Genomic DNA, 19,445 nt, shown 5'->3' on the forward strand with positions numbered 1-19,445 from the left:
CTCAGCGAATCGGTCAGCGAATCGGATCGGGATGGTCCTGCTGACGCAACGGGTTCGCGTTGTCCTCATCGTCATCGTAGAAATAGGTTGTGACCACGCCCGGACGCTCTCCGAATTCCTCCATCAGCGTCTTGGGGAAGTAGGTCCGCCCGATATCCTCGAACCCCGGAAGCTGGGACAATACACTGCTGACAGCCCGGGCACACATCGCCTTGGGCGTCGCGCCATAGGCCTCCACCAGCCGCCTGGCTTCCGCCGCGACAGCGGGGCTGACCACGATTTCCTGACGGACCACGTGATAAGCGGGACGGGCGTGGTAGTTGACATACCAGTGCTCCACCCCCGCGCTGATACCGTAATGGACATCGTTCCGCTCGGGCACCTTGCTATGTGTCCAGCTTCCCGCCGGGTCAAAAAGGACGCGCTGATCGGCGTTGATCATCAGGCCGGAGTGCTCGCCTGCCCCGGTGTTGTTGTTGATCGCGGTATAGAGCGTCAGGGACGGCGGCCCGTCGAATCGATAGGTCGCGGCCTGTACGGCAGCATCCGGCGCCCATGTCTTTTCCGCCGCGCCGCAGGCGGCAAGCCAGAGCGGCATCGACACCACGGCCAAGAGCCGCACCCAGCCAGCAGCGTTCATCGGACGGCAGGCCCCGCCCTGCGGAATGCCCGCATGATCAGAGAGTGGTCAGTGCGAGAAAAATCAGGACGAGCAGAACAACCACCGTCCCATAGGTCATGAAGCGGATGAAGCCCTCGAAAGTCTTCTCCTGAGCGGAGATATCCATCGTGCCATGCTCATGGGCGGGGGCTTGGGCGTGGTCCTGCATCATCTCGCCTTCCTGTCAGTTCGTCTTTCCAAAGCGATAGCTTATCGGGATGCCTCTGTCACCACCGACGGAGGGACGAGCCATGCCAAGGGGACAGAACGTTGCCGTTCTGCCCTGTGGCCGCGGTTCAGGTGCGCTTCCAGAACCACGCCTCGTTGCCGGGTTCGCGATAGCGCCGCGCGCGCCCCGTCTGGGTCAGGTGGTTGAGATGGGCGACAGCCTCTCCCAGAGCGAGGGTATACTCGCTCTCGCCGATGGGACGGCGGAACAGGAAGGGGAAACATTCCGCCGCACGGCGGGGAGTGGCGAGCGCTTCCTCCAGCCGGTCAAGCGCCGCGACATGGCCGGAGATCATCTGCGCGAGCCGCGGCCCGATCCCGGAGAACGGCAGCTTGTGCCCGGAAAGCGCCAACTGCCCCTCACGCGCATAACGGCCAAGACGCGTGCAGCTCTCGAGCCAGTCCCCCACCGGATCGGCCTCCGGCTCCGTCGCATAGACGCCGAGGTTGGGGGAAATGGTGGACAGAATCTGATCTCCCGCGATCACGAGACTGCCGTCGCTGCTCCACAGCGTTGCATGTTCCGGCGCATGGCCATTGCCGATATGCACCTCGAAATCCCGTCCGCCGATGCGGATGGCGTCTCCCTCCGCGATGCGGCGGAAGCTTCCGGGAATGGCATGGACGACATCGGAACTGTTGTAGGGCCGCTCGTTCGCGCGCTTGTCGTAGATCGCGGCATCCATGCCGCAGGCCCGCCAATAGGAGAGCTGCGTCTCCGGCGGGCGGTCATGCGCCTCCAGCCGCAGCATCCGGGCAAAGAGGAAAGCCGTTCGCGTGGTGACCAGCTCCGCCCCGTGCTTCTCCACGAACCATCCGGCAAGGCCGATATGGTCCGGGTGGTGATGAGTGCCGATCACCCGCCGAACGGGGCGGCCCGCCAGCGGGCCCGACAGCACGGCCTCCCACATCTCGCGCGTGGGCGGCGTATCGAAACCGGTATCCACCAGCGTCCAGCCATCGCCATCGTCGAAGGCATAGGCATTCACATGATCGAGCCGCAGGGGCAGCGGCACCCGGATCCACAGCACTCCGTCAGCGATTTCCGCTACGTCACCCGGCGCAGGCGGCGCGTCCAGCGGATAACGCAGCGCGTTCAAACCGCCAGTTCCTCTGCCGTGACGGCATATAGCCCCGCCGCTCCCTCATGCGCCTGCCGCAGCAGGGAAACATGGTCGGGCAGCATCCGGCGAATGAAGAACGTGGCCAGCGCTGCGCGCTCTGCCGGGTCGGAACAGGCGGCTCGCAGGTGGTAGGAGCCACCCAGCACCAGCGCAAAGGCCCGCAGATAGGGCACGGATCCGGCGAACCGGTCGTTCACGGGCTGGGCGACGAGCCAGTCCGTTACTTCGCGGAGCGACTCGGCGGCGCTCCAGACTTCTTCCGCCAGTTGCGGGTGGTCGGGTTTCGCCGCCTCAGCGCCGGACTGTACCTCGTCGATCAGGCGGTTGATGGCCTCGCCCCCGTCCATCATCTTGCGTCCGACGAGATCGGCGGCCTGAATGCCGTTCGTCCCCTCGTAGATGGCGCAGACCCGAACGTCGCGGGCAAGCTGCGCGGCGCCCGTCTCCTCGATGAATCCCATGCCGCCATGGATCTGGATGGAGGTCTGCGTGACCTCGTTGCCGGTATCGGTGGCAAAGGCCTTGGCGATGGGGGTCAGAACGCCACCGCGCGCTTCCCACTCCGGCTCACCCGTGGCCTTGGCCATGTCGAGGGCGAGCGCACAGTCCAGCACGATGCAGCGGGCGGCGAAGGTCTGTGCCTTCATCCCGGCCAGCATCCGGCGCACATCGGCATGGTCGATGATCGTGCCCCGGCCCGGTACGGGCGTCTTGCCCTGCTTGCGGTCCAGCGCATAGGCCAGCGCCTGCTGACAGGCGGCTTCGGCCACGCCGACCCCCTGGGTCGCCACGCCGAGCCGGGCATTGTTCATCATGGTGAACATGGCCTTGATGCCGCCGTGGCGCTCGCCGATCAGCCAGCCGGTCGCATTGTCATATTCCATCACGCAGGTCGGTGAGCCATGCAGGCCCATCTTGTGCTCAAGCGAGACGACGCGCACACCGTTCCGCTGTCCGGGTTCGCCGTTTTCGTCCAGCAGCAGCTTCGGCACGAGGAACAGGCTGATGCCCTTGACGCCCGGACCACCGTCGGGGAGCCGCGCCAGAACGAGGTGGCACACGTTGGGCAGGAAATCCCCGTCGCCCCAGGTGATGAAGATCTTCTGCCCCGAAATCGCAAAGGTTCCGTCGCCGTTGTCCACGGCCTTCGTCACCAGCGCCCCGACATCCGAACCGGCACCCGGTTCGGTGAGGTTCATCGTGCCGTTCCATTCCCCGGAGGTCAGTTTCGGCAGGTAGAGGCGCTTCAGCTCATCCGTGGCGTGATGCTCCAGCGCTTCGATCTGGCCCTGGGTGAGCAGCGGGTTGAGATGCAGCGACAGGCAGGCCCCGGAGAACATCTCGTTCACCGCAGTGGCCAGCGTGATCGGCAGGCCCATTCCGCCGAACTCCGGTGCCGCCGACATGCCGACCCAGCCGCCCTCCGCGATGGCCCGATACCCCTCGGCAAAGCCCGGAGAGGTGCGCACGACGCCATTCTCCAGCTTGGCGGGCGTCAGATCGCCCGAGCGGTTCAGCGGCGCAAGAACATCTCCCGCCAGCTTGGCCGCCTCATCAAGGATCTGCTGCGCAACGTCGCGGGTCGCATCGGCATAGGGCTGTGTGGCAGACAGGCCCTCAAAACCAACGATATGATCGAAAATGAAGGTCTGATCCTTCACCGGCGCGCGAAAAGCCATCGAATTCCTCCCTCACACCTTGGCGGCAACGGCCCGGGCGCGTATCTCGGCATCAATTGGCATGAAGGCTAAACAAAGCAAGATGACCGGCAAGCCCCAACGCAGCGTCACTGGCAACACGCTCCGTCTCGCCCCCGACAGCGCGGGGATCGAGACAGCGGCGCGCCTTCTCGCAGAGGGGGAGCTGGTCGCGCTGCCGACGGAAACGGTCTATGGGCTGGCCGCCGACGCGCGGCAGGATCACGCGGTAGCGCGCATCTTCGAGGCGAAGGGGCGGCCCCGGTTCAATCCGCTCATCATCCACGTGGCCGATCTGGCAAGCGCGGGCCGCTATGCCCGGCTGACCCCGGAGGCGGAGAGGCTGGCCCGCGCCTTCTGGCCGGGACCGCTGACGCTCGTCCTGCCGCTTCTGCCGGACGCGGGGCTGTCGCCGCTCGTCACGGCGGGCAATGACAGCGTTGCGGTGCGGGTGCCCGCGCATCCCGTCGCACAGGCGCTGCTCCGCCGGTTCGGGGGGCCACTGGCCGCGCCCTCCGCCAATCCTTCCGGCCGGGTCAGCCCGACCCGCGCGGCGCATGTGCTCGACGGCCTTGACGGGCGTATCGAAGCGGTGATTGACGGCGGAGAGGCGGCTGTCGGGGTGGAATCGACCATTGTCGGGCTGCTGGGCGCACCGCTGCTGCTGCGTCCCGGCGGGCTGGCGCTTGAGGATCTGGAAGCCGCGTTGGGCCGTGCGATCCCCTCGCCCGCCGCCGACCTGGAACGGCCCGTTGCGCCGGGGCAGCTCTCCTCCCATTACGCGCCGCGGGCGGAGATGCGGCTTGGCACCCAGCCGCGGCCGGGAGAGGCATGGCTGGGCTTCGGGCCGGCGGACACTGGCGCGACGCTGAACCTCTCTCCCGCAGGGGATCTGACGGAGGCCGCGGCCAACCTCTTTCACTACATGCGGGAAATCGACACCGGTCCGGGAACGGTCATTGCCGTCTCCCCCATCCCGGAGCGGGGGCTGGGGCGCGCCATCAATGACAGATTGCGCCGGGCCGCAGCCCCCCGGCCCGCGCCGCTTCCGTGAAGGGTCTCAACGCGGGCGGGCGAGGCAATAATCGGCCACCGGACCGTTCAGGCTCTGCCGCCGAAGGCTGACAGGCTTATCGGATCCACTCCCATGGACCGGATCGCCGCCAGCCACTTCGTTCCATTGTCGGCGGCGAAGACGAGGTCGGGCAGCGCGTTGCACACCAGCCAGTCATCACGAAGAATCTCGCCCTCCAGCTGCCCGGGCCCCCAGCCCGCATAGCCCAGCGCCAGAAGGGCGCGCCCCGGTCCGGTGCCGCGCGCGATCTCCCGCAGGATATCCGGCGTGGTGGTCATCGCGAAATCGGGACCGACCTCGATCGTGCCGGCTTCCTCCTCCTCCTCGACCTGAGGGGAATGGAGGACAAAGCCGCGGGCAGCTTCCATCGGCCCCCCGACATGGATCGGGCAGCGGCCGCCGAGGTGCGGAATGGAAAGCTGGTCCAGCAGCGCCTCAAAGCTGATATCCGCAGCCGGCTTGTTGATGACAAGCCCCATGGACCCCTGCGGAGAATGGGCGCAGACAAGAATCACGCTCCGTTCAAACCGCGGATCGCCCAGGCCGGGCATCGCGATGAGGAGCTTGCCTCCCAGGTCAGATATATGCGTGGTTCTGCTGCTCATGAGCATAAGATGGCGCATCGGACCCTCGGCACAAGCGGAGATTGCGCCACATCGGAGACAATGGCCTGTCGTCGCCGGAATGTGATTTCAACTCCTGCAACATCCCGCCGACAGTCCTGCCATGATGCTCCGCCCGCTCCGTCTCCTCGCTTTTGCCGCAGCGACGCTGCTGCCCGCCGTCGCCGGCCATGCCGCCCCCACGCGGCCGCAGGATGTCGTGCAGGCGGAGGTTCTGCCGGGTTGGCGGCAGGCCGATGGCAGCCATGTCGCGGCGCTTCGCCTGACGCTCGCCGACCAGTGGAAAACCTATTGGCGCGCACCGGGAGATGCGGGCATCCCGCCCAGTTTTGACTGGCGTGGGTCGGAAAATCTGGCGGATGTGAAGCTCCACTGGCCCACGCCGCATGTGTTCGAGCTGAACGGAATGCGCACGGTCGGCTACACGCGGGAACTGATCCTGCCTCTGGAAATCCGGGCCCAGAACGCGGATCAGCCCATTTCTCTGCGAAGCCATGTCATGCTGGGCGTATGCCGCGACATCTGCGTGCCGGTCGACCTGCGGATAGAAGCCCTTCTGCCGATGACGAAGCAGCCGGACCCGGCGATCCGGGCAGCGCTGGCCTCAGGCCCGCTGGATGCGGACACAGCGGGGGTAAAGAGCGTGGCCTGCCGGGTGGAGATGATCCCGGATGGCCTGCGCGTGACAGCCTCTTTCCAGGCGCCGCCTCTTGGCGGACGGGAACTGGCGGTGTTCGAGACACCGGACCCCTCCGTGTGGGTATCGGAAAGCGATACGCGGCGGGACGGCCATGGCGTGACGGCGACCGCGGATCTGGTGCCCCCTCCCGGCGAAACGCTGGCGCTGGAACGCTCCCGATTGCGCATCACGCTTATCGGCGACACGGGCGCGGTGGATATCCTGGGCTGCCCGGCCAACTAGCCGCGCGGCAGAATGTCGCACATTCATAGCAGATATGCATAAAAATACGGCATAATGTTAACGTTGTGACTCGCGGTCGCTGATCCTTTCTGGTACGAAGCCTGCCCGCCGCTTTGTCGGTACCCGGTATGATCCCAGTATGATTGGAGTATCCATGTTTCGCAGCCTTCCGCTGATGTCGCTTCTGCTTGCCACCCCCGCTTTCGCGCATGATTTCCGCGCAGGCGACCTGACGGTCGGGCATCCCTATGCCTTCGAGACAACCCGAGACGGCCAGGCGCCGCAGGGCTATTTCTCGGTGACCAATGCGGGTGCAGCAGATGATCGGCTGATCGCCATCCGTCCGGCGCAGGGTGAAGCGAGCCTCCGCACGGCGGAGCGGTTTCGGCACATGGTTTCCACCACGTCTGCCGGCCCCATCACCATTCCCGCAGGGGAGACGGTGACGCTGAGCCCCACCGGCCCGCATGTGAGCTTCACGGCGCCCGAAGCGCGTATCTGGTCGGCTGCCGACCGGATGGACGCGGTTCTGGTGTTCGAAAACGCCGGTGAAGTTCCGGTCGTGTTCAACGTGGAAGCCCGCAAGTCGGGCATGGGCAACGGCCATTCGCCCAACTGATCCGCCTGTCTGCGAAGGGCCACCCGCGCCCTTCGCCCCTTGACAAGGATCGGAAGAGCGGATCATCCATGATCCGCTTCGGTTCCGGCAAAACCGGATGAAAAGGGAACTGCGGTGAGCCTTCGGGCAAAACCGCGGCTGCCCCCGCAACTGTGAGCGGCGAGCGACGGCCCAGAACGTCACTGGAGGTCCGGCCTCCGGGAAGACCGGCCCGAGCGATGACCCGTGAGCCAGGAGACCTGCCGCAGCGCTCACCCATTTCCGGCGCGGGGCGCGTCCGGAAAGCGGCTTTTCCGCAGAGGTGACGTCACCGGCCTGCGGGATTCCCTTAGGCCATTCTGCAATTCGCGGGCCGCCATGCGTGCGGCGCTGCGCTGGAAAGGCCCTTGCGATGACCTTCACTGGCATCAGGACGATCACAATTCTCGCCGCCCTCACCCCCGTGGCAGCACACGCCCAGGCCGGTTCTCCGGTACTGCTCGACAGCATCGTATTGTCGGGCGGGCTCTCCCCGATCTCTGCTGCGGCCTATGGCAGAGCCTTCAGCGTGGTCACAGCGGCGGAGATCGAGGAACGCGGTATCCGCACGGTGCAGGACGCGCTCCGCGGAGTGCCGGGTGTCTCCGTCACCTCCGCCGGCCCCAGCTTCACACAGGTCCGCATCCGCGGGGCAGAGGCGAGCCATACGCTCATCCTCATCGACGGGGTTCCGGCGACCGGGGGCAATGACGAGTACATCCTGACCGGGCTGGAAACCGCGAATGTGGAGCGGATCGAGGTGCTGCGTGGGCCTCAGTCCGTCTACTTCGGCTCCAATGCTTCCGCCGGGGTCATCAACATCATCACCCGGCGGGGAGAGATCGGCACGCATTACGGCGGTGCGGTGGAGGTCGGAAACGGTTACGCAGCCTCCGGCTGGGTCACCCAGCGGACGGAGCGGGGCGGGTTGTCCTTCAACGTCTCGAAGCGGGACGATCACGGCTACAACCCCGCCTTCACCGGCAGCGAGAAGGACGGGACAGACCGCCGCACCATCGGGCTGACCGGCGACTGGCAGGCGACGGAGGCCCTGAAGCTTGGCTTCACCCTGCGTTATTCCAGGGAGAACTACGGCTATGATGCAACAAACTATGCCGCCACCGGCTATCGTGATTACCTGATCGACGATCCGCACCTCACGGGCGAGCGCAAGGAGTTTACCGGTTCCCTCTGGGCCGAATACGAAATGCTGGAGGGCCGGCTCGTCAATCGGCTGGAATTTCAGAACTCGATCTTCCGGCAGGGCACGACGGAGGCGGCGGAAACCCGGGGGGAGACGCGGGCGCTGAAATACCGGCTCAGTTACGGGCTGGACGGTCAGCCGATCGCCGAGGCACGGCATCTGCTCAACCTCATGCTCGAACGGTCGGAGGATGAGAACGACACCGCCCGCGACTACGACCGCGCCAACAATTCGGTGGCCGTGGAATACCGAGGCTCCTTCGATACGGGCGTGGATGTGCAAGCGGGCCTGCGCCACGACGATTTCGACACATTCGAGGATTTCACGAGCTGGAACATCGGTCTGTCGTGGCAGATCCCGGACAGCGCCTTCCGCGTGCATGCCTCTGCCGGGCGGGGGTTGGTGAAGCCCTCCTATTACGAGCTTTTCGCCAATGACGGTTATACGCTCGGCAATCCCGCTTTGAAGCCTGAACGCAACACCGGCTACGATATCGGCGTCGAGGCGGAGGTGCTGAACGGGCGTGGGCTGATCGACGTCACCTATTTCAACGAGAAGATGGCGGATGAGATCACCTATGTCTTCGGGGGCGCCCCCGATGGCAGGGCGACCTATATCAACCAGCGGGGCAAAAGCCCGCGCGAGGGGGTGGAGATCGCCGGGCGGTTCGCTGCGACGGACGCTCTGAACCTGTCGGTGAGCTATACCTATCTGGACGCGAAAAACCCCGATGGCACGGTTGAAGTGCGCCGCCCCCGCCATGAGCTTGGCCTCGAGGCTACGCAGCAGGTGCTGAACGGTCGCGGCTCCCTCACAGCAGATATCCGTTACGTCTCGGGCAATTACGACACCCAGTACTGGGGCTTCTACGACACGAAGGAGTTGGGTAACTACACGCTGGTCAATCTTTCCGCCGGTTACGATCTCACGGAAAATCTTCGCGCCACCGCCCGCGTGGTGAACCTGTTCGACAAGGAGTATATGGAGGTCTGGGGCTTCCGGAGCCAGGGGCGGCAGGCCTATCTCGGGTTGGAGGCGAAGTGGTAGCACGGCTCATCGGGATGGCGCTGCTGACCTGCGCGGTTTCCGCGCAGGCTGCGGAACTTGCCCCCCCGACGGAGGCGGGTGCCTCGGCAGCGCGTGTATTCGCAGTCCCCGCGATTGTGAGGCCCCCCTCTCCACGCGCCTTGGTGTCACTGCATGGGCCTGCCCCGCGAGATAGCGCACGGGCAGCGCCCCTCCGCAGCGCCGTTGCATCAAGCACCGCTTCGAGAACGTCGCTTGAGGTTGGCGGCGCAGCCGAGACATCTGCCCTCATGACCACGATCATACGCCGCGACCCGATGCCGGCAGACGGGCGGGAGGCGGCGTGGCGGATGGGCGCGTCTTTGATCCCCATCTCGGCCTCGCTGTCGAAGTCTGCCATGTTCGCGTCCTCTCCTGCGGCCGGCGGTATGTCAAAGACAGCAGAGGACGCTTCGACCGACACCCATACGCTCGCTCATGCGCCGATCCGCGCTGCCGCTGGCGGGGCAGCGTCCGCCCTTCCGGCGTCTGCCGAAGGGATGCACGCCGGAGCGGAGAAACCCGCCTTCACCCCCCCGACAGAGACCGCTGCCTCCGGCAGAGGGGCGCCAGGACGCGTTGTCTCGCTGAACCTCTGCACGGACCAGCTTGCCATGATGCTGGCGGCGCCTGGGCAGCTTATCTCCGTCAGCCATCTGGCCAGCGACCCCCGCTCTTCCGCCATGGTGGCGGAGGCGGCCCAGTATCCCCAGAACCACGGGCTTGCGGAGGAGATCGTTCTGCTACGACCGGACCTGGTCCTGGCGGGGCGCTACGGCTCCGCGGCAACAACCGCTCTCCTGCGCCGCATCGGCGTACCGGTAGAGGTATTTGACCCGGAGACCAGCTTCGCCGGCATCCGCGACAACCTGCGCCGGATGGGCGCCGCTCTGGGGCGGGAGGCAGAGGCCGAACGCCTTGTGAACCGGTTCGACGCAAACCTCGCAGCGCTTGACCAACCCTCCGCCGATCGGCGCCGTGCCGCGATTTACTACGCCAACGGTTATACAGCGGGAGATGCCAGCCTCGCGGGAGAGATCCTCTCCGCCGCTGGTCTTGCCAATATCGCGTCGGAGCTGGGAATGCGCGGCGGCGGGATGTTGTCACTGGAACAACTGGTGCTGGCCGACCCCGACCTGCTCATACGCGGGGAACGCTATGCCGGTTCCTCCCGCGCGGAAGACCTTCTGGACCACCCTGCCCTCGCCGCGCTTGCCGGCACCGCGAAAGGGGCTCTGGCCGACAGCGACTGGGTCTGCGGGACGCCACATGTGATCGACGCGGTCCGGCGGCTTCGCGCCGGGGCGGAACCGTGACCGGACAGTCTCGCGGCCTGCTGCCTGCCCTCGGTGCCGCCGTTGTGCTGTTGTTCATGGCCTCGCTGCTCATCGGGCAGGCCAAGGTGCCACCGATGGATGCGCTCCGGGCACTGCTGGGGCGGGGCGATCCGCTGCTGGTGATCGTCATGCAGGAAATACGCCTCCCCCGCGCATTGCTCGCCGTTCTGCTCGGGGCGAGCCTCGGGCTCTCCGGCGCGGCGATGCAGGGCTTCCTGCGCAATCCGCTGGCGGAACCGGGGCTGATCGGCACCTCCGCATCGGCGGCCCTCGGTGCGGTCCTGGCGCTTCAGACGGGGCTTGCCGTTGTCGCGCCTGCGTTCTTCATGGCTGCCCCTCTGGCAGGTGCCCTTCTCTCCTTCGTACTCATCCTGATGCTGGCGGGGAGCCGCGGCGGGGCCATGCCGCTCATCCTGGCCGGCATTGCGATATCCGCGCTGGCCGGTGCGATGACGTCGCTGGTGCTGAACCTCTCGCCCAATCCCTTTGCCGCGAACGAGATCGTCTTCTGGATGATGGGATCGCTCGCCGACCGCTCAATGGCCCATGTCTGGATGGTGCTTCCGTTCTTCTGTCTCGGCACCGGGCTGATCCTCGCCACCGGCCGGGGGTTGGAAGCGCTCACACTCGGGGAAGAAGCGGCGACGACCATGGGGATCTCCCTTCCCCGGCTACGGCTCATGCTTCTTGCCGGTGTGGTGGCGCTGATCGGCTCCGTCACCGCGGTGGCGGGCGCCGTTGGCTTCGTCGGACTGATCGTTCCGCATCTGCTTCGCCGCGCAGTGGGATCCAGTCCGGCGCGCCTGCTTCCAGCCTCCGCGCTTGGTGGCGCGGCAGTGATCCTTGCCGCCGATATCGCCGCGCGGACGATCGCGCCGGGGCGGGATCTGAAGCTGGGCGTCCTCACGGCACTGGTCGGTGCGCCGTTCTTCTTCCACCTCATATGGCGCCTGCGGCGGGAGACGACATGACAGTGCTGACCACCCGCGGCCTCACCGTCCATCGCGGCGGTCGCCCGGTTCTGGGAGGGATCGACCTCTGCATTCACCCGGGGGAGTTCGTGGGTCTTCTCGGCCCGAACGGCGCTGGCAAGACCACCCTGCTACGGGCAGCGCTGGGGCTTTTGCCCTGTGGCGGGACTTCTTCCCTGGCGGCGCTGCCGACTTTGGAACGGGCACGCCGTGCCGCCTTCATGCCCCAGGGCCGGGAGATTGCCTGGCCTCTGTCGGTGGAGCGGGTAGTCGCCCTCGGACGAGCGGCGCATCCGGCGGGGGCACGGGATGGGCAGATCGTGGCGAAGGCGCTGGCGCTGCTGAACCTGACGGAATTCCGGGAGCGGCCTGCCACCGACCTGTCGGGCGGGGAACAGGCCCGCGTGCTGATCGCGCGGATGATCGCACAGGACACACCGCTGATGATCGCCGATGAGCCGATCGCCGGGCTCGATCCCGCCGCCCAGATACAGGTCATGGAGGTCTTTTCCGGGATCGCCGCCCGGGGCGGGGCGGTGCTCGCCTCCCTCCACGACCTTGGTCTTGCGGCACGCCATTGCACCCGGCTCGTCCTGCTGCATGCGGGCCACATCGCCGCAGAGGGAAGGGCCGAGACGGTCCTGTCGCCGGAAAACCTCGCGCAGGTTTTCGGCATCACCGCCTTCACCGCCCAGACATCGCAAGGCATGGTGTTCCAGCCGCTCTCCGTTCTCCCCCGTCCACCCTCGCGCTGACGTTCGACCGGCTTTTCATGAGGTCAAAAATCAGCCGTCGGGACGACAGCCGGGGCGCGGTTCTTCGGACTGAGGCCCTGCCTTTGCCACTGCAACCCCGCCGCCGCTTGCAACGCATTCCAAGCCGGCAAATCTCTCTGCAAGGCCCCTTGCAAACGCTTGCGTCATCGTTTAGTCCGCCTCCCACGGTCGGAGCGTAGCGCAGCCTGGTAGCGCACCTGCTTCGGGAGCAGGGGGTCGGAGGTTCGAATCCTCTCGCTCCGACCATTTCCCGATTGTGTCCTGCATCAGGCAGGCTTCTCCCATCATAACTGCGATCCGCATTTCCGGTTGCTGGCAAGAATCCTGCCTTAAAGGCGTCGCAGGCGGCCCTTCGGCGCCCTCGGATTTCTGAGCCAGACTGTTCAGGCGACGGTATCGAAAGAGTGTAGGGGCGCCTCGTCAGCGGCTCACCCGCTCGGACCAGATCTTTCGAAAGCAACTGGCGATTTTCACGGGCAAGCGGGTCGGGTCTGCACCTTCCAACCCCGCGGGCCGTGGGAGACCACATGTCACCGAACCTCGTCTGGTCGACGCCCGCAAAAGCAAAGGGCTCAGGCGTTTCCGCCTGAGCCCTTGTATATATTGGTGAGCCCAACAGGACCGGAATAGTTGCTTAAATTCAGATACATACGCTGTAAAGCAGCTAATTGCTCACCCGTTCAGTTTCAATGGGTTGCGAAGGCGGCTGTAAACTTAAATCGGCCTCATCCGCGATCACCTAGGCAATCCTGACTCGACTAGTGGACGGAACAAATGTAGAACAATGAGACTCGCTGCCACGAGGATCACTGCCATGACCCCCGCTTTGGCCTCTGCGCCATGACCCGTCGCTCCACGCCACAATGGAAAATTGATCTCCGCGCTTGGCCGGTGACGCTCCGCGTAATCGTCCCGTCGGGCGGGTTGCGCGGAGCGAATGACATCTGGCCGTGGCTCCACCAGATCGGCCTGACGGAGCACGCGACAACCTCTCAGTGCCAGCCGGGCAGCCCGGACGTGCTGGAACTGCACCTGCGGGGGCTGGAGGAGGCGAACGCGTTCATGGCGCGGTTTCCGGGCCTTGTGCTGGCCGATGGCACCGAGTGCGTCACCTATTCGTCGCCGCACCTGCCGTTCGGCCGGCGCGAGGAGAAGGACTGGGATATGTGCAACTTATATGCGTCGAAGAAGTCGCAGGATTACATGCGACAGCTCTTCACCCCTGCCCCGCTTGATCGGCTGGGCAACCTTCAGCCGCAGCCCGAAATCTACCCCGACCAGATGGCCCCGATTGTCCGCCACGGGGCGGAGGGGCTGGAGCTGGTCATGGCGCGCTGGGGCTTGCCCACGCCGCAGACTGTGCTGCACCAGCGCGGCGCACCCTACGACCGGGGCGTGACGAATGTCCGCAACACCGGCTCCCCACATTGGCGACGTTGGCTTGGCGTGGCGCATCGCTGCCTCGTCCCGCTCACTGCCTTCGCGGAGCCGCGGGGGCCGGGCCTCGGAGTGGCGTGGTTCAGATTGCGGGACGCGGAAGCGCCTGCGTTCTTCGCGGGTATTCATGTGCCCGGATGGCGGTCAGTTCGGAAGGTCAAGGACGGCGAGACGACTGACGACCTCTATGGTTTCTTGACTTGCCCGCCGAATGCCGAAGTGGGCGCAATCCACCCTAAGGCGATGCCTGTTATCCTCACCGAGCCTGTCGAGTGGCAGACATGGCTGACCGCGCCATGGGTTGTTGCGAAAGAGCTTCAGCGGCCCCTGCCCGATGACGTTTTGGTGGCCCGCGGCTAGGGCCAAGCGCTGTACGCTTTTAGCGCCATCTCCCTCCTTGAAATGCACACGTCATGCGTGCATCGTGAACTATGGTTTATCGCTTGAGGGAAATATGAAGGCGCCACGCAATTTTCCTTTGTCCAATGGCGATAGGCACCCCGCATCCACCCGCGCGATCAGATCACGCCCCGCCGCGCGGCTCTGCGGCCCGCCGTCTGCAACCAACGCGGCAGCAAGCGCCGCCCGGGACGCCGCCGTCCCGTCGCAGATCGCCTCACCGCTGCGACCGGTCGCGCAGCCAGCGCAGATCGTCAGCAGCATCGCCGCGAGATACATCCGCATCGTCCATCCTCCGCCGGGTGTCCTGATAGTCCTGCAGGCGATCGGCGCGCGCATCGCGCCGGCCCTCGCGCTTGCCGCCCGCAAAGGCCAGCAGCAGCGTCACGATGATCCCGCCGAGCGCGGCCATCGCGCGGCCGAGGCGGGTGGATAGCAGCCACGTCATGTCAGCCCCGCGAGCAGATCGGGCCGATAGCCGTACCAGTGATGGTCTTGTCCGAGATAGACCACGGGGGCGGACTGGTAGCCCCATGAGCGCACCCGCGCGAGCGCCTCGGCATCGCGGCTGAGATCAACCTCCTCATAGGCGATGCCGCGTTGCTGAAGCGCACGCTTGGTGGCGCGGCAGGGCTGGCAGTCGGGGGCAGTGTAGAGGATGACCATCACGCGACCCCCCGGCTGCGCTGAAATGCCCATAGCGCCACCGCAATCAGCCCGAGGATCATCCCGCCGCCGACAAGGATATTGAGCGTCGATTCCGGCAGCGCGTCGCCGATGGCCGCGACGGCCGAGGCCAGCCCGCCCGCGGCGGCGCTGACCTTGGTGATCTGCGCCAGACGATCCTCCCGCGCGGGCTGGCGAATCGGCTGCGCATCTCGGCGCCGCGCCAATGCCGCCCAAGTGCGCGCGCCGACGATGCCATCCACCGGCAGGCCGGACTGCCCCTGAAATATCCGCACTGCCGCCTCTGTCTCCGGGCCGAAGGCGCCGTCCGGCTCGACCCCGAGGGCCAGCTGCAGACGCCGCACCGCCTCCCCACGGGCACCGGCCCGCAGCACGACGGGCGAGGCCTGCCCGGAAATTTCCTGATAAGCCGTCTCGATGCTGGTCGCATACTCGGCCACATTGCCCGAGCCATTGTAGCGCGCGGCAAAGGTGCGCCAGTCATGCGCCCGGAGCGCACTGTCCAGCCCCCATGACAGGATCAGCGTCGTAAACGCGGTGACCTGCTCCGCCTCGCTCTCCGCCATGGCGCGCACCATGCCGAGCGCAGTGATGTAGCCGGCGGCGCTGGCGTTGAATCCCATAATCTGCGGCCCGCCCCAGCTGGTCGCCCGCAGCGCGTCCTCCGGATCGCGGGCATAGGCCTGCTGAAACAGCGCCTCCCGGCGCGCCGCCGTCAGGCGCAGGCTGGAGCGATAGTCGCCGATCGGCACCCGCAGCTTGTGCGGCTCAAACCGACGCTGCAGCGAGCCATCCGGGCGATAGGGAGACCCCGCCGCCTCCACTGCCCATACGGCGCGGATCGCCGCCACCTCGCAGCCGATCCGCTCAGCCGCGCGCACGAAATCATCGGCGACCGCACGATGCGCGGCGCCCTTCCAAGGCTCTGTCATGGGATGAGGCTCCTTACCTCTTGCGGGCCAGCTCTACGGCCAGCGACGACATCGACCGGGTGACGTCACGAATTTCATCGCGCATGTCCTCTGCGGTCTCACTGTTGCGCTCCAGCGCTTCGGTATTGCGGTCCAGCGCCTCGATGATCTCGCGGGCTGCCTTGTCGCTGACGATCGCGGCAGAGACCTCCATGACCTCTTCCTGCGGAGCGGCCTGCTTTCGCCGGTTCCAGCCAAAAGCGGCGGCGAGGCCGAGGATCAGCACGACGAGGGCATTGGCGGCTTTTTCCAGATCCAGTTCAGCGATGTTCACGGTCCACACCCCGGCCAGCTTGGATATCGCCGGACGCACGGGCGAGATTGACGATCTCCGCCAGGAGCATCGTTGAGTACATGACCACGCCCGACCACGTCCCGCCCTCAAAGACGGCGGCGCTCAGGATACCGACGGCGAACTGCGCCCATGTCAGTGCCCCCGCTACGCTGGCCAACGCCCTCAGATGCGGCGACCAGCGGAAGCCCGCGAAGGTGCCGTTGACCACGAGTGCCAGCAGCCGCATCGCCCCGCATCCGAGCAACAGGACTGCCCAGAACGTCTCATCGCCCCATCGGGCAACTGCCGCAAACGAGGGCGTGACGCTGAACATGTCCTGCTGAAACCGCAGGGCGATGCCCATGGCCACAGCTGGAAACAGCATCAGCCACTCGCTGAACCGGATCGGAAAGTGCGCGACGATACCCTCGCGCAGGCGTCTGACCACGATCATGCAGGCCTCTGATGTTTATGAAGATTGTGCTTGCCCGAATCGCCCGACTCACGCGACCGTGAGGCGTTGGTTAATCCGGGGGATTTGAGGATGAGAGCGTTTGCGCTGGCGGCTGCGGCTGCTCTGATGGCCGGTCAGGCAGGGGCGGCGATTGTGACGTACAATTATACCGGGCAGATGATGTACTGGCTCCCGGAACTCGTCTACCCGATAACCCCATACGGAAGAATTACAGGTGGCTTTATCGTAGATGAATCTTTGCTGCCCGGAGGAAGTTTAGCCGGTGCAACCTTGGAATTCACAACGAATGAACGCACCGCTACTTACTCGATAACATCAGGCAATGGCTCCCAATATTCAGGTTCTAGCACGTTTTCTAGCATGCCAGATTGGAGCGCGGCCGGAGTAACCTCTTACGGCCTGATTTTTATGTACTCCCCAATTCAATATCACTCGGGCTTCCACATAGAGATTGGGGATGATCTTTCGGTATTGAGCTGGTCGGGCGGCTCTGCAGTTGGGGGGTCACCAGACCCATATTCCTTCGGTCCTGACGGATATGACAGCACAGATGACGCCCGCAGCTATGGCCCCGGAACTTGGACAGTGGAAGTAACGCCCGCGCCCGTTCCACTCCCCGCCGCCGCCCCGTTCTTACTGGCCGGGACAGCAGCTCTCTATGCAGTGAGTCGCCGCCGAAGGGCTTAGACCGCGTTCCCGGACGCAGGGTCTTTGTAGGGCGACGCATTGACCGTCGCTGCGTTGCCGGCGACCTCCATCCATAGGGTTTCCGTTCCGCCTGAGGTGATCCACACCTGATGCGAGGCTATCTCGATCCCCGCATTCATTGGCCGGGATGCGATGCCGTGGATGCGAAGCGGGCGGCTTGTCGTGAATGCCCCCGTCCCTTTCTGGCTGAACGGATATTTTGTCCACGCCTCATTGTTGGCCTCGCCGTTCATCCGAACGCCGAAGGTGCCGGCGGCCCCCTCGTTGAAGTCGGCGTAGAATTCCAGCAGCATCCAGAGACCGCGATGCACCCTGCCGATTTGCGTTTCACCAAGGACTGTGCCGCCTGATCCGTCCTTGATGCTCTCAAGCCGGATGGAATCCAGCTGCGAGACATACCCGAAATCAAATGCGTTGGTGTCGATGGATGCCAGCCAGCGGCTTGTGGAGTTGGCTGAAACATATGCGGCGCTGTTCGGCACCCGCCACATGATCCGGTGCCGAATTTTCGTCGTTCCTGTGGGAAGATTGTCAGTGCGACGGAAGAAGGGTCCATTGCCTGCGGTTGTGAAGTGCGTCTCTGGCACATCTTCCTGAACCATGAACCCCTGCTGCCACTGATTGATCTCAATGCCAGAGACCCCCCAAGGGGAGGCCGGATCAAACCACGCAGGGATATGTTCCACGGGATAGAACATGCGGATCATGCTCTCCTCGCGGGGGAAGAAATATCTCCCATAGTCGCTGCGATAATATGGCCCGGCCAAGGCGGGCGCGGTTTCGCTGATCTCCTTGGCCCTCATCGGAAATATCAGGTCGCCCTTCTTGAGAGGCACCTGCATGGTGAACCGGATTTTCCCGCCAACGATGGTCACAGTGCCGAGGTATTTTGCGTCGATGGCAGGATTCACGCCGGGGCGGCTGATGAAATAGGCTTGGCTGGGCGGCTCTCCCGCACGAAGGATGCCGAACCCCATGACTTCCTGAAACTCCGGGGCCTCATCGAGCCATTTCTGGTCCGGCTGGATATTGTGCACGAGCGCCTTAGTGGAAAGGATGCCGCCGTTTCCTTGCGACAATCCTACCTCAGCATAAGCCCCTCCCGGTCCGACTGTGAGATTTCCCAAAACCGGGGGATTTACCGTAACCCCCGCCGCTCTGAGCATCGGCCAGAGGAAAAATCCGTAGACAGCCTCGCCTTGCCCGGCCCAGTGCACTTTACCGGGGTGATTGCCGTCATCGGTTTGCCACATACTGGCTGGGCAGCCGAACACGCCGCCGAGAGACTGGAACCGGCTGTCTTTCGCAAAACGCTCGATGCCCAGATAGGCTATAATACTTGAGGACCACGGGCTGTGCGGCTGCAAGTCGAAGGGAATATCGCGCGGGAAAAGACCCCGGCCAACCTGAGTGGGGTCGGATTCTTCAAAATCCCAGAAGCAATGGTCGAAAACGACGCTTCGAATTTTCACATCGCTATCTGTCGCTACATCGGGGTTAGGATTGTGAAGATCGAAGGCCGCACCATTTTCAAGCTGTCCATAATAAAGCGGAGAAAATACACGAAGCCACCTATTCTCATAGCTTCTGTCATTCGCATACCAGAACTCTGCAATCCGGTCCGGGTATTTCTTTAACTCCGTCAGACACTCACCAATCATATCGGCTGTGAAATGCCACTGCCGACCTCCGTTGCTGTTGTCGTTTACAAGCTCGGTGCGGCCTGTTCCCGCTTCGCCAAGCTCTACCAGCGCATAGTCCACGCCGGGCGTGATGTATTCCAGCGCATTGGCAAGCAGGGCCATTGACGAATTGAACGTGCGCTTTGTTGCGGTCGTAATCGCCTCTGTGCGAGATGCTGAATCGACAGAGTTGTTTGCCCCGTTGCGCTGCATCAGGACAAGATTTCCGTCCCGCGTCAAATCTGGCGGTATGAGCTGCTGGTAGAAGCTTCCGCGCTCAGTGCAGCTAACCGGCTCTGACTGCGCCAGATGTGCCACGACGATCCTGTTTTGCGGCACAACGCGATCCTCGGTCGTGTACTCCCCCGCCAGCTCATGCAGCTGCTCGACGGCATAGCCCTGCTCTGACAAGAGTGCTGCAAGCTGAACGGAACTGGTAAACCGCGTATCGGAATCGCCGATAGCCGTGCGGGAATAGGTAAACAGCGGCAT

19 protein-coding genes, 1 tRNA gene and 1 riboswitch are annotated in these 19,445 nt (G+C 64.7%); of the genes, 9 read left to right on the forward strand and 11 right to left on the reverse strand.

Features of this window, described 5'->3' with window-relative positions; translation table 11 throughout:
- Positions 1-13: 13 nt before the first annotated feature.
- The 4 genes from CN97_RS06490 to CN97_RS06500 all read right to left on the reverse strand — a co-directional run bounded on the left by CN97_RS06490 (position 14) and on the right by CN97_RS06500 (position 3,692).
- Complete coding sequence (locus CN97_RS06490) at positions 14-640, reverse strand: hypothetical protein (protein WP_035708824.1); 627 nt, start codon at positions 638-640, stop codon at positions 14-16.
- 37 nt (positions 641-677) lie between these two features.
- A complete protein-coding gene (locus CN97_RS20165; RefSeq protein WP_338085389.1) occupies positions 678-833 on the reverse strand; it encodes an aa3-type cytochrome c oxidase subunit IV in 156 nt (51 codons plus the stop codon).
- Positions 834-957: 124 nt separating this feature from the next.
- A complete protein-coding gene (locus CN97_RS06495; RefSeq protein ID WP_035708827.1) occupies positions 958-1,989 on the reverse strand; it encodes an MBL fold metallo-hydrolase in 1,032 nt (343 codons plus the stop codon).
- The gene (locus tag CN97_RS06500) at positions 1,986-3,692 is read right to left on the reverse strand and encodes an acyl-CoA dehydrogenase (RefSeq protein ID WP_035708829.1); all 1,707 of its coding nucleotides are present in this window, start codon (positions 3,690-3,692) and stop codon (positions 1,986-1,988) included. The genes CN97_RS06495 and CN97_RS06500 overlap by 4 nt, the downstream gene beginning before the upstream one ends.
- 82 nt (positions 3,693-3,774) lie before the next feature.
- Between CN97_RS06500 and CN97_RS06505 the strand changes: the two genes are divergently transcribed.
- A complete protein-coding gene (locus tag CN97_RS06505) occupies positions 3,775-4,764 on the forward strand; it encodes an L-threonylcarbamoyladenylate synthase (RefSeq protein WP_035708832.1) in 990 nt (329 codons plus the stop codon).
- A 47-nt stretch (positions 4,765-4,811) separates the two neighbouring features.
- Here the strand turns inward: CN97_RS06505 and CN97_RS06510 are convergent, their stop codons facing one another.
- Entirely contained in the window at positions 4,812-5,390 is a 579-nt protein-coding gene (locus tag CN97_RS06510) for a YqgE/AlgH family protein (protein ID WP_035709496.1), read from the reverse strand.
- Between the two features lie 121 nt (positions 5,391-5,511).
- Between CN97_RS06510 and CN97_RS06515 the strand changes: the two genes are divergently transcribed.
- The 8 genes from CN97_RS06515 to CN97_RS06550 all read left to right on the forward strand — a co-directional run bounded on the left by CN97_RS06515 (position 5,512) and on the right by CN97_RS06550 (position 14,117).
- On the forward strand, positions 5,512-6,330 hold the full coding sequence (locus tag CN97_RS06515) for a protein-disulfide reductase DsbD domain-containing protein (RefSeq protein WP_242685180.1): 819 nt from the start codon (positions 5,512-5,514) through the stop codon (positions 6,328-6,330).
- A gap of 154 nt (positions 6,331-6,484) precedes the next feature.
- Positions 6,485-6,949 carry a copper chaperone PCu(A)C gene (locus tag CN97_RS06520; protein WP_051911013.1) on the forward strand — a complete coding sequence of 155 codons (465 nt, stop codon included), beginning with the start codon at positions 6,485-6,487 and terminating at the stop codon, positions 6,947-6,949.
- 62 nt (positions 6,950-7,011) lie between these two features.
- Positions 7,012-7,210, forward strand: a riboswitch (cobalamin riboswitch).
- A 130-nt stretch (positions 7,211-7,340) separates the two neighbouring features.
- A complete protein-coding gene (locus CN97_RS06525) occupies positions 7,341-9,218 on the forward strand; it encodes a TonB-dependent receptor plug domain-containing protein (RefSeq protein WP_035708837.1) in 1,878 nt (625 codons plus the stop codon).
- Positions 9,219-9,487: 269 nt separating this feature from the next.
- Complete coding sequence (locus tag CN97_RS06530; protein ID WP_242685181.1) at positions 9,488-10,552, forward strand: ABC transporter substrate-binding protein; 1,065 nt, start codon at positions 9,488-9,490, stop codon at positions 10,550-10,552.
- Positions 10,549-11,544, forward strand: a complete 996-nt coding sequence (locus CN97_RS06535) for a FecCD family ABC transporter permease (RefSeq protein ID WP_035708843.1) — start codon at positions 10,549-10,551, stop codon at positions 11,542-11,544. The genes CN97_RS06530 and CN97_RS06535 overlap by 4 nt, the downstream gene beginning before the upstream one ends.
- The gene (locus tag CN97_RS06540) at positions 11,541-12,299 is read left to right on the forward strand and encodes an ABC transporter ATP-binding protein (RefSeq protein WP_035708851.1); all 759 of its coding nucleotides are present in this window, start codon (positions 11,541-11,543) and stop codon (positions 12,297-12,299) included. The genes CN97_RS06535 and CN97_RS06540 overlap by 4 nt, the downstream gene beginning before the upstream one ends.
- 190 nt (positions 12,300-12,489) lie before the next feature.
- Positions 12,490-12,566, forward strand: a tRNA-Pro gene (locus CN97_RS06545).
- Between the two features lie 594 nt (positions 12,567-13,160).
- Positions 13,161-14,117: an SOS response-associated peptidase gene (locus CN97_RS06550; RefSeq protein WP_242685182.1), complete on the forward strand. Its 957-nt coding sequence runs from the start codon at positions 13,161-13,163 to the stop codon at positions 14,115-14,117.
- A gap of 256 nt (positions 14,118-14,373) precedes the next feature.
- On the opposite strand, the gene CN97_RS06555 is transcribed toward CN97_RS06550, so the two are convergent.
- The 6 genes from CN97_RS06555 to CN97_RS06580 all read right to left on the reverse strand — a co-directional run bounded on the left by CN97_RS06555 (position 14,374) and on the right by CN97_RS06580 (position 19,445).
- Positions 14,374-14,604: a hypothetical protein gene (locus CN97_RS06555; protein WP_035708860.1), complete on the reverse strand. Its 231-nt coding sequence runs from the start codon at positions 14,602-14,604 to the stop codon at positions 14,374-14,376.
- On the reverse strand, positions 14,601-14,822 hold the full coding sequence (locus CN97_RS06560) for a glutaredoxin family protein (protein WP_242685183.1): 222 nt from the start codon (positions 14,820-14,822) through the stop codon (positions 14,601-14,603). Before CN97_RS06560 ends, CN97_RS06555 begins: the two co-directional genes overlap by 4 nt.
- A complete protein-coding gene (locus tag CN97_RS21095; protein WP_051911014.1) occupies positions 14,822-15,775 on the reverse strand; it encodes an N-acetylmuramidase domain-containing protein in 954 nt (317 codons plus the stop codon). The genes CN97_RS06560 and CN97_RS21095 overlap by 1 nt, the downstream gene beginning before the upstream one ends.
- A 13-nt stretch (positions 15,776-15,788) precedes the next feature.
- Positions 15,789-16,088, reverse strand: coding sequence for a hypothetical protein (locus tag CN97_RS06570; protein ID WP_131389550.1), 300 nt, complete (start codon positions 16,086-16,088; stop codon positions 15,789-15,791).
- The gene (locus CN97_RS06575; RefSeq protein ID WP_035708873.1) at positions 16,075-16,542 is read right to left on the reverse strand and encodes a hypothetical protein; all 468 of its coding nucleotides are present in this window, start codon (positions 16,540-16,542) and stop codon (positions 16,075-16,077) included. The genes CN97_RS06570 and CN97_RS06575 overlap by 14 nt, the downstream gene beginning before the upstream one ends.
- A gap of 704 nt (positions 16,543-17,246) precedes the next feature.
- Complete coding sequence (locus tag CN97_RS06580) at positions 17,247-19,445, reverse strand: hypothetical protein (protein ID WP_035708876.1); 2,199 nt, start codon at positions 19,443-19,445, stop codon at positions 17,247-17,249.

The sequence above is a fragment of the Haematobacter massiliensis genome, from assembly GCF_000740795.1.
Taxonomy (GTDB): Bacteria; Pseudomonadota; Alphaproteobacteria; order Rhodobacterales; family Rhodobacteraceae; genus Haematobacter; species Haematobacter massiliensis.

Coding starts and splice junctions, on each gene's coding strand:
- CN97_RS06555 (WP_035708860.1), bottom strand. CDS start 14,604: ATGACGTGGCTGCTATCCACCCGCCTCGGCCGCGCGATGGCCGCGCTC.
- CN97_RS06490 (WP_035708824.1), bottom strand. CDS start 640: ATGAACGCTGCTGGCTGGGTGCGGCTCTTGGCCGTGGTGTCGATGCCG.
- CN97_RS06530 (WP_242685181.1), top strand. CDS start 9,488: ATGACCACGATCATACGCCGCGACCCGATGCCGGCAGACGGGCGGGAG.
- CN97_RS06575 (WP_035708873.1), bottom strand. CDS start 16,542: ATGATCGTGGTCAGACGCCTGCGCGAGGGTATCGTCGCGCACTTTCCG.
- CN97_RS06540 (WP_035708851.1), top strand. CDS start 11,541: ATGACAGTGCTGACCACCCGCGGCCTCACCGTCCATCGCGGCGGTCGC.
- CN97_RS06505 (WP_035708832.1), top strand. CDS start 3,775: ATGACCGGCAAGCCCCAACGCAGCGTCACTGGCAACACGCTCCGTCTC.
- CN97_RS06515 (WP_242685180.1), top strand. CDS start 5,512: ATGATGCTCCGCCCGCTCCGTCTCCTCGCTTTTGCCGCAGCGACGCTG.
- CN97_RS06580 (WP_035708876.1), bottom strand. CDS start 19,445: ATGCCGCTGTTTACCTATTCCCGCACGGCTATCGGCGATTCCGATACG.
- CN97_RS06525 (WP_035708837.1), top strand. CDS start 7,341: ATGACCTTCACTGGCATCAGGACGATCACAATTCTCGCCGCCCTCACC.
- CN97_RS06520 (WP_051911013.1), top strand. CDS start 6,485: ATGTTTCGCAGCCTTCCGCTGATGTCGCTTCTGCTTGCCACCCCCGCT.
- CN97_RS20165 (WP_338085389.1), bottom strand. CDS start 833: ATGATGCAGGACCACGCCCAAGCCCCCGCCCATGAGCATGGCACGATG.
- CN97_RS06560 (WP_242685183.1), bottom strand. CDS start 14,822: ATGGTCATCCTCTACACTGCCCCCGACTGCCAGCCCTGCCGCGCCACC.
- CN97_RS06500 (WP_035708829.1), bottom strand. CDS start 3,692: ATGGCTTTTCGCGCGCCGGTGAAGGATCAGACCTTCATTTTCGATCAT.
- CN97_RS06550 (WP_242685182.1), top strand. CDS start 13,161: ATGACCCGTCGCTCCACGCCACAATGGAAAATTGATCTCCGCGCTTGG.
- CN97_RS21095 (WP_051911014.1), bottom strand. CDS start 15,775: ATGACAGAGCCTTGGAAGGGCGCCGCGCATCGTGCGGTCGCCGATGAT.
- CN97_RS06510 (WP_035709496.1), bottom strand. CDS start 5,390: ATGAGCAGCAGAACCACGCATATATCTGACCTGGGAGGCAAGCTCCTC.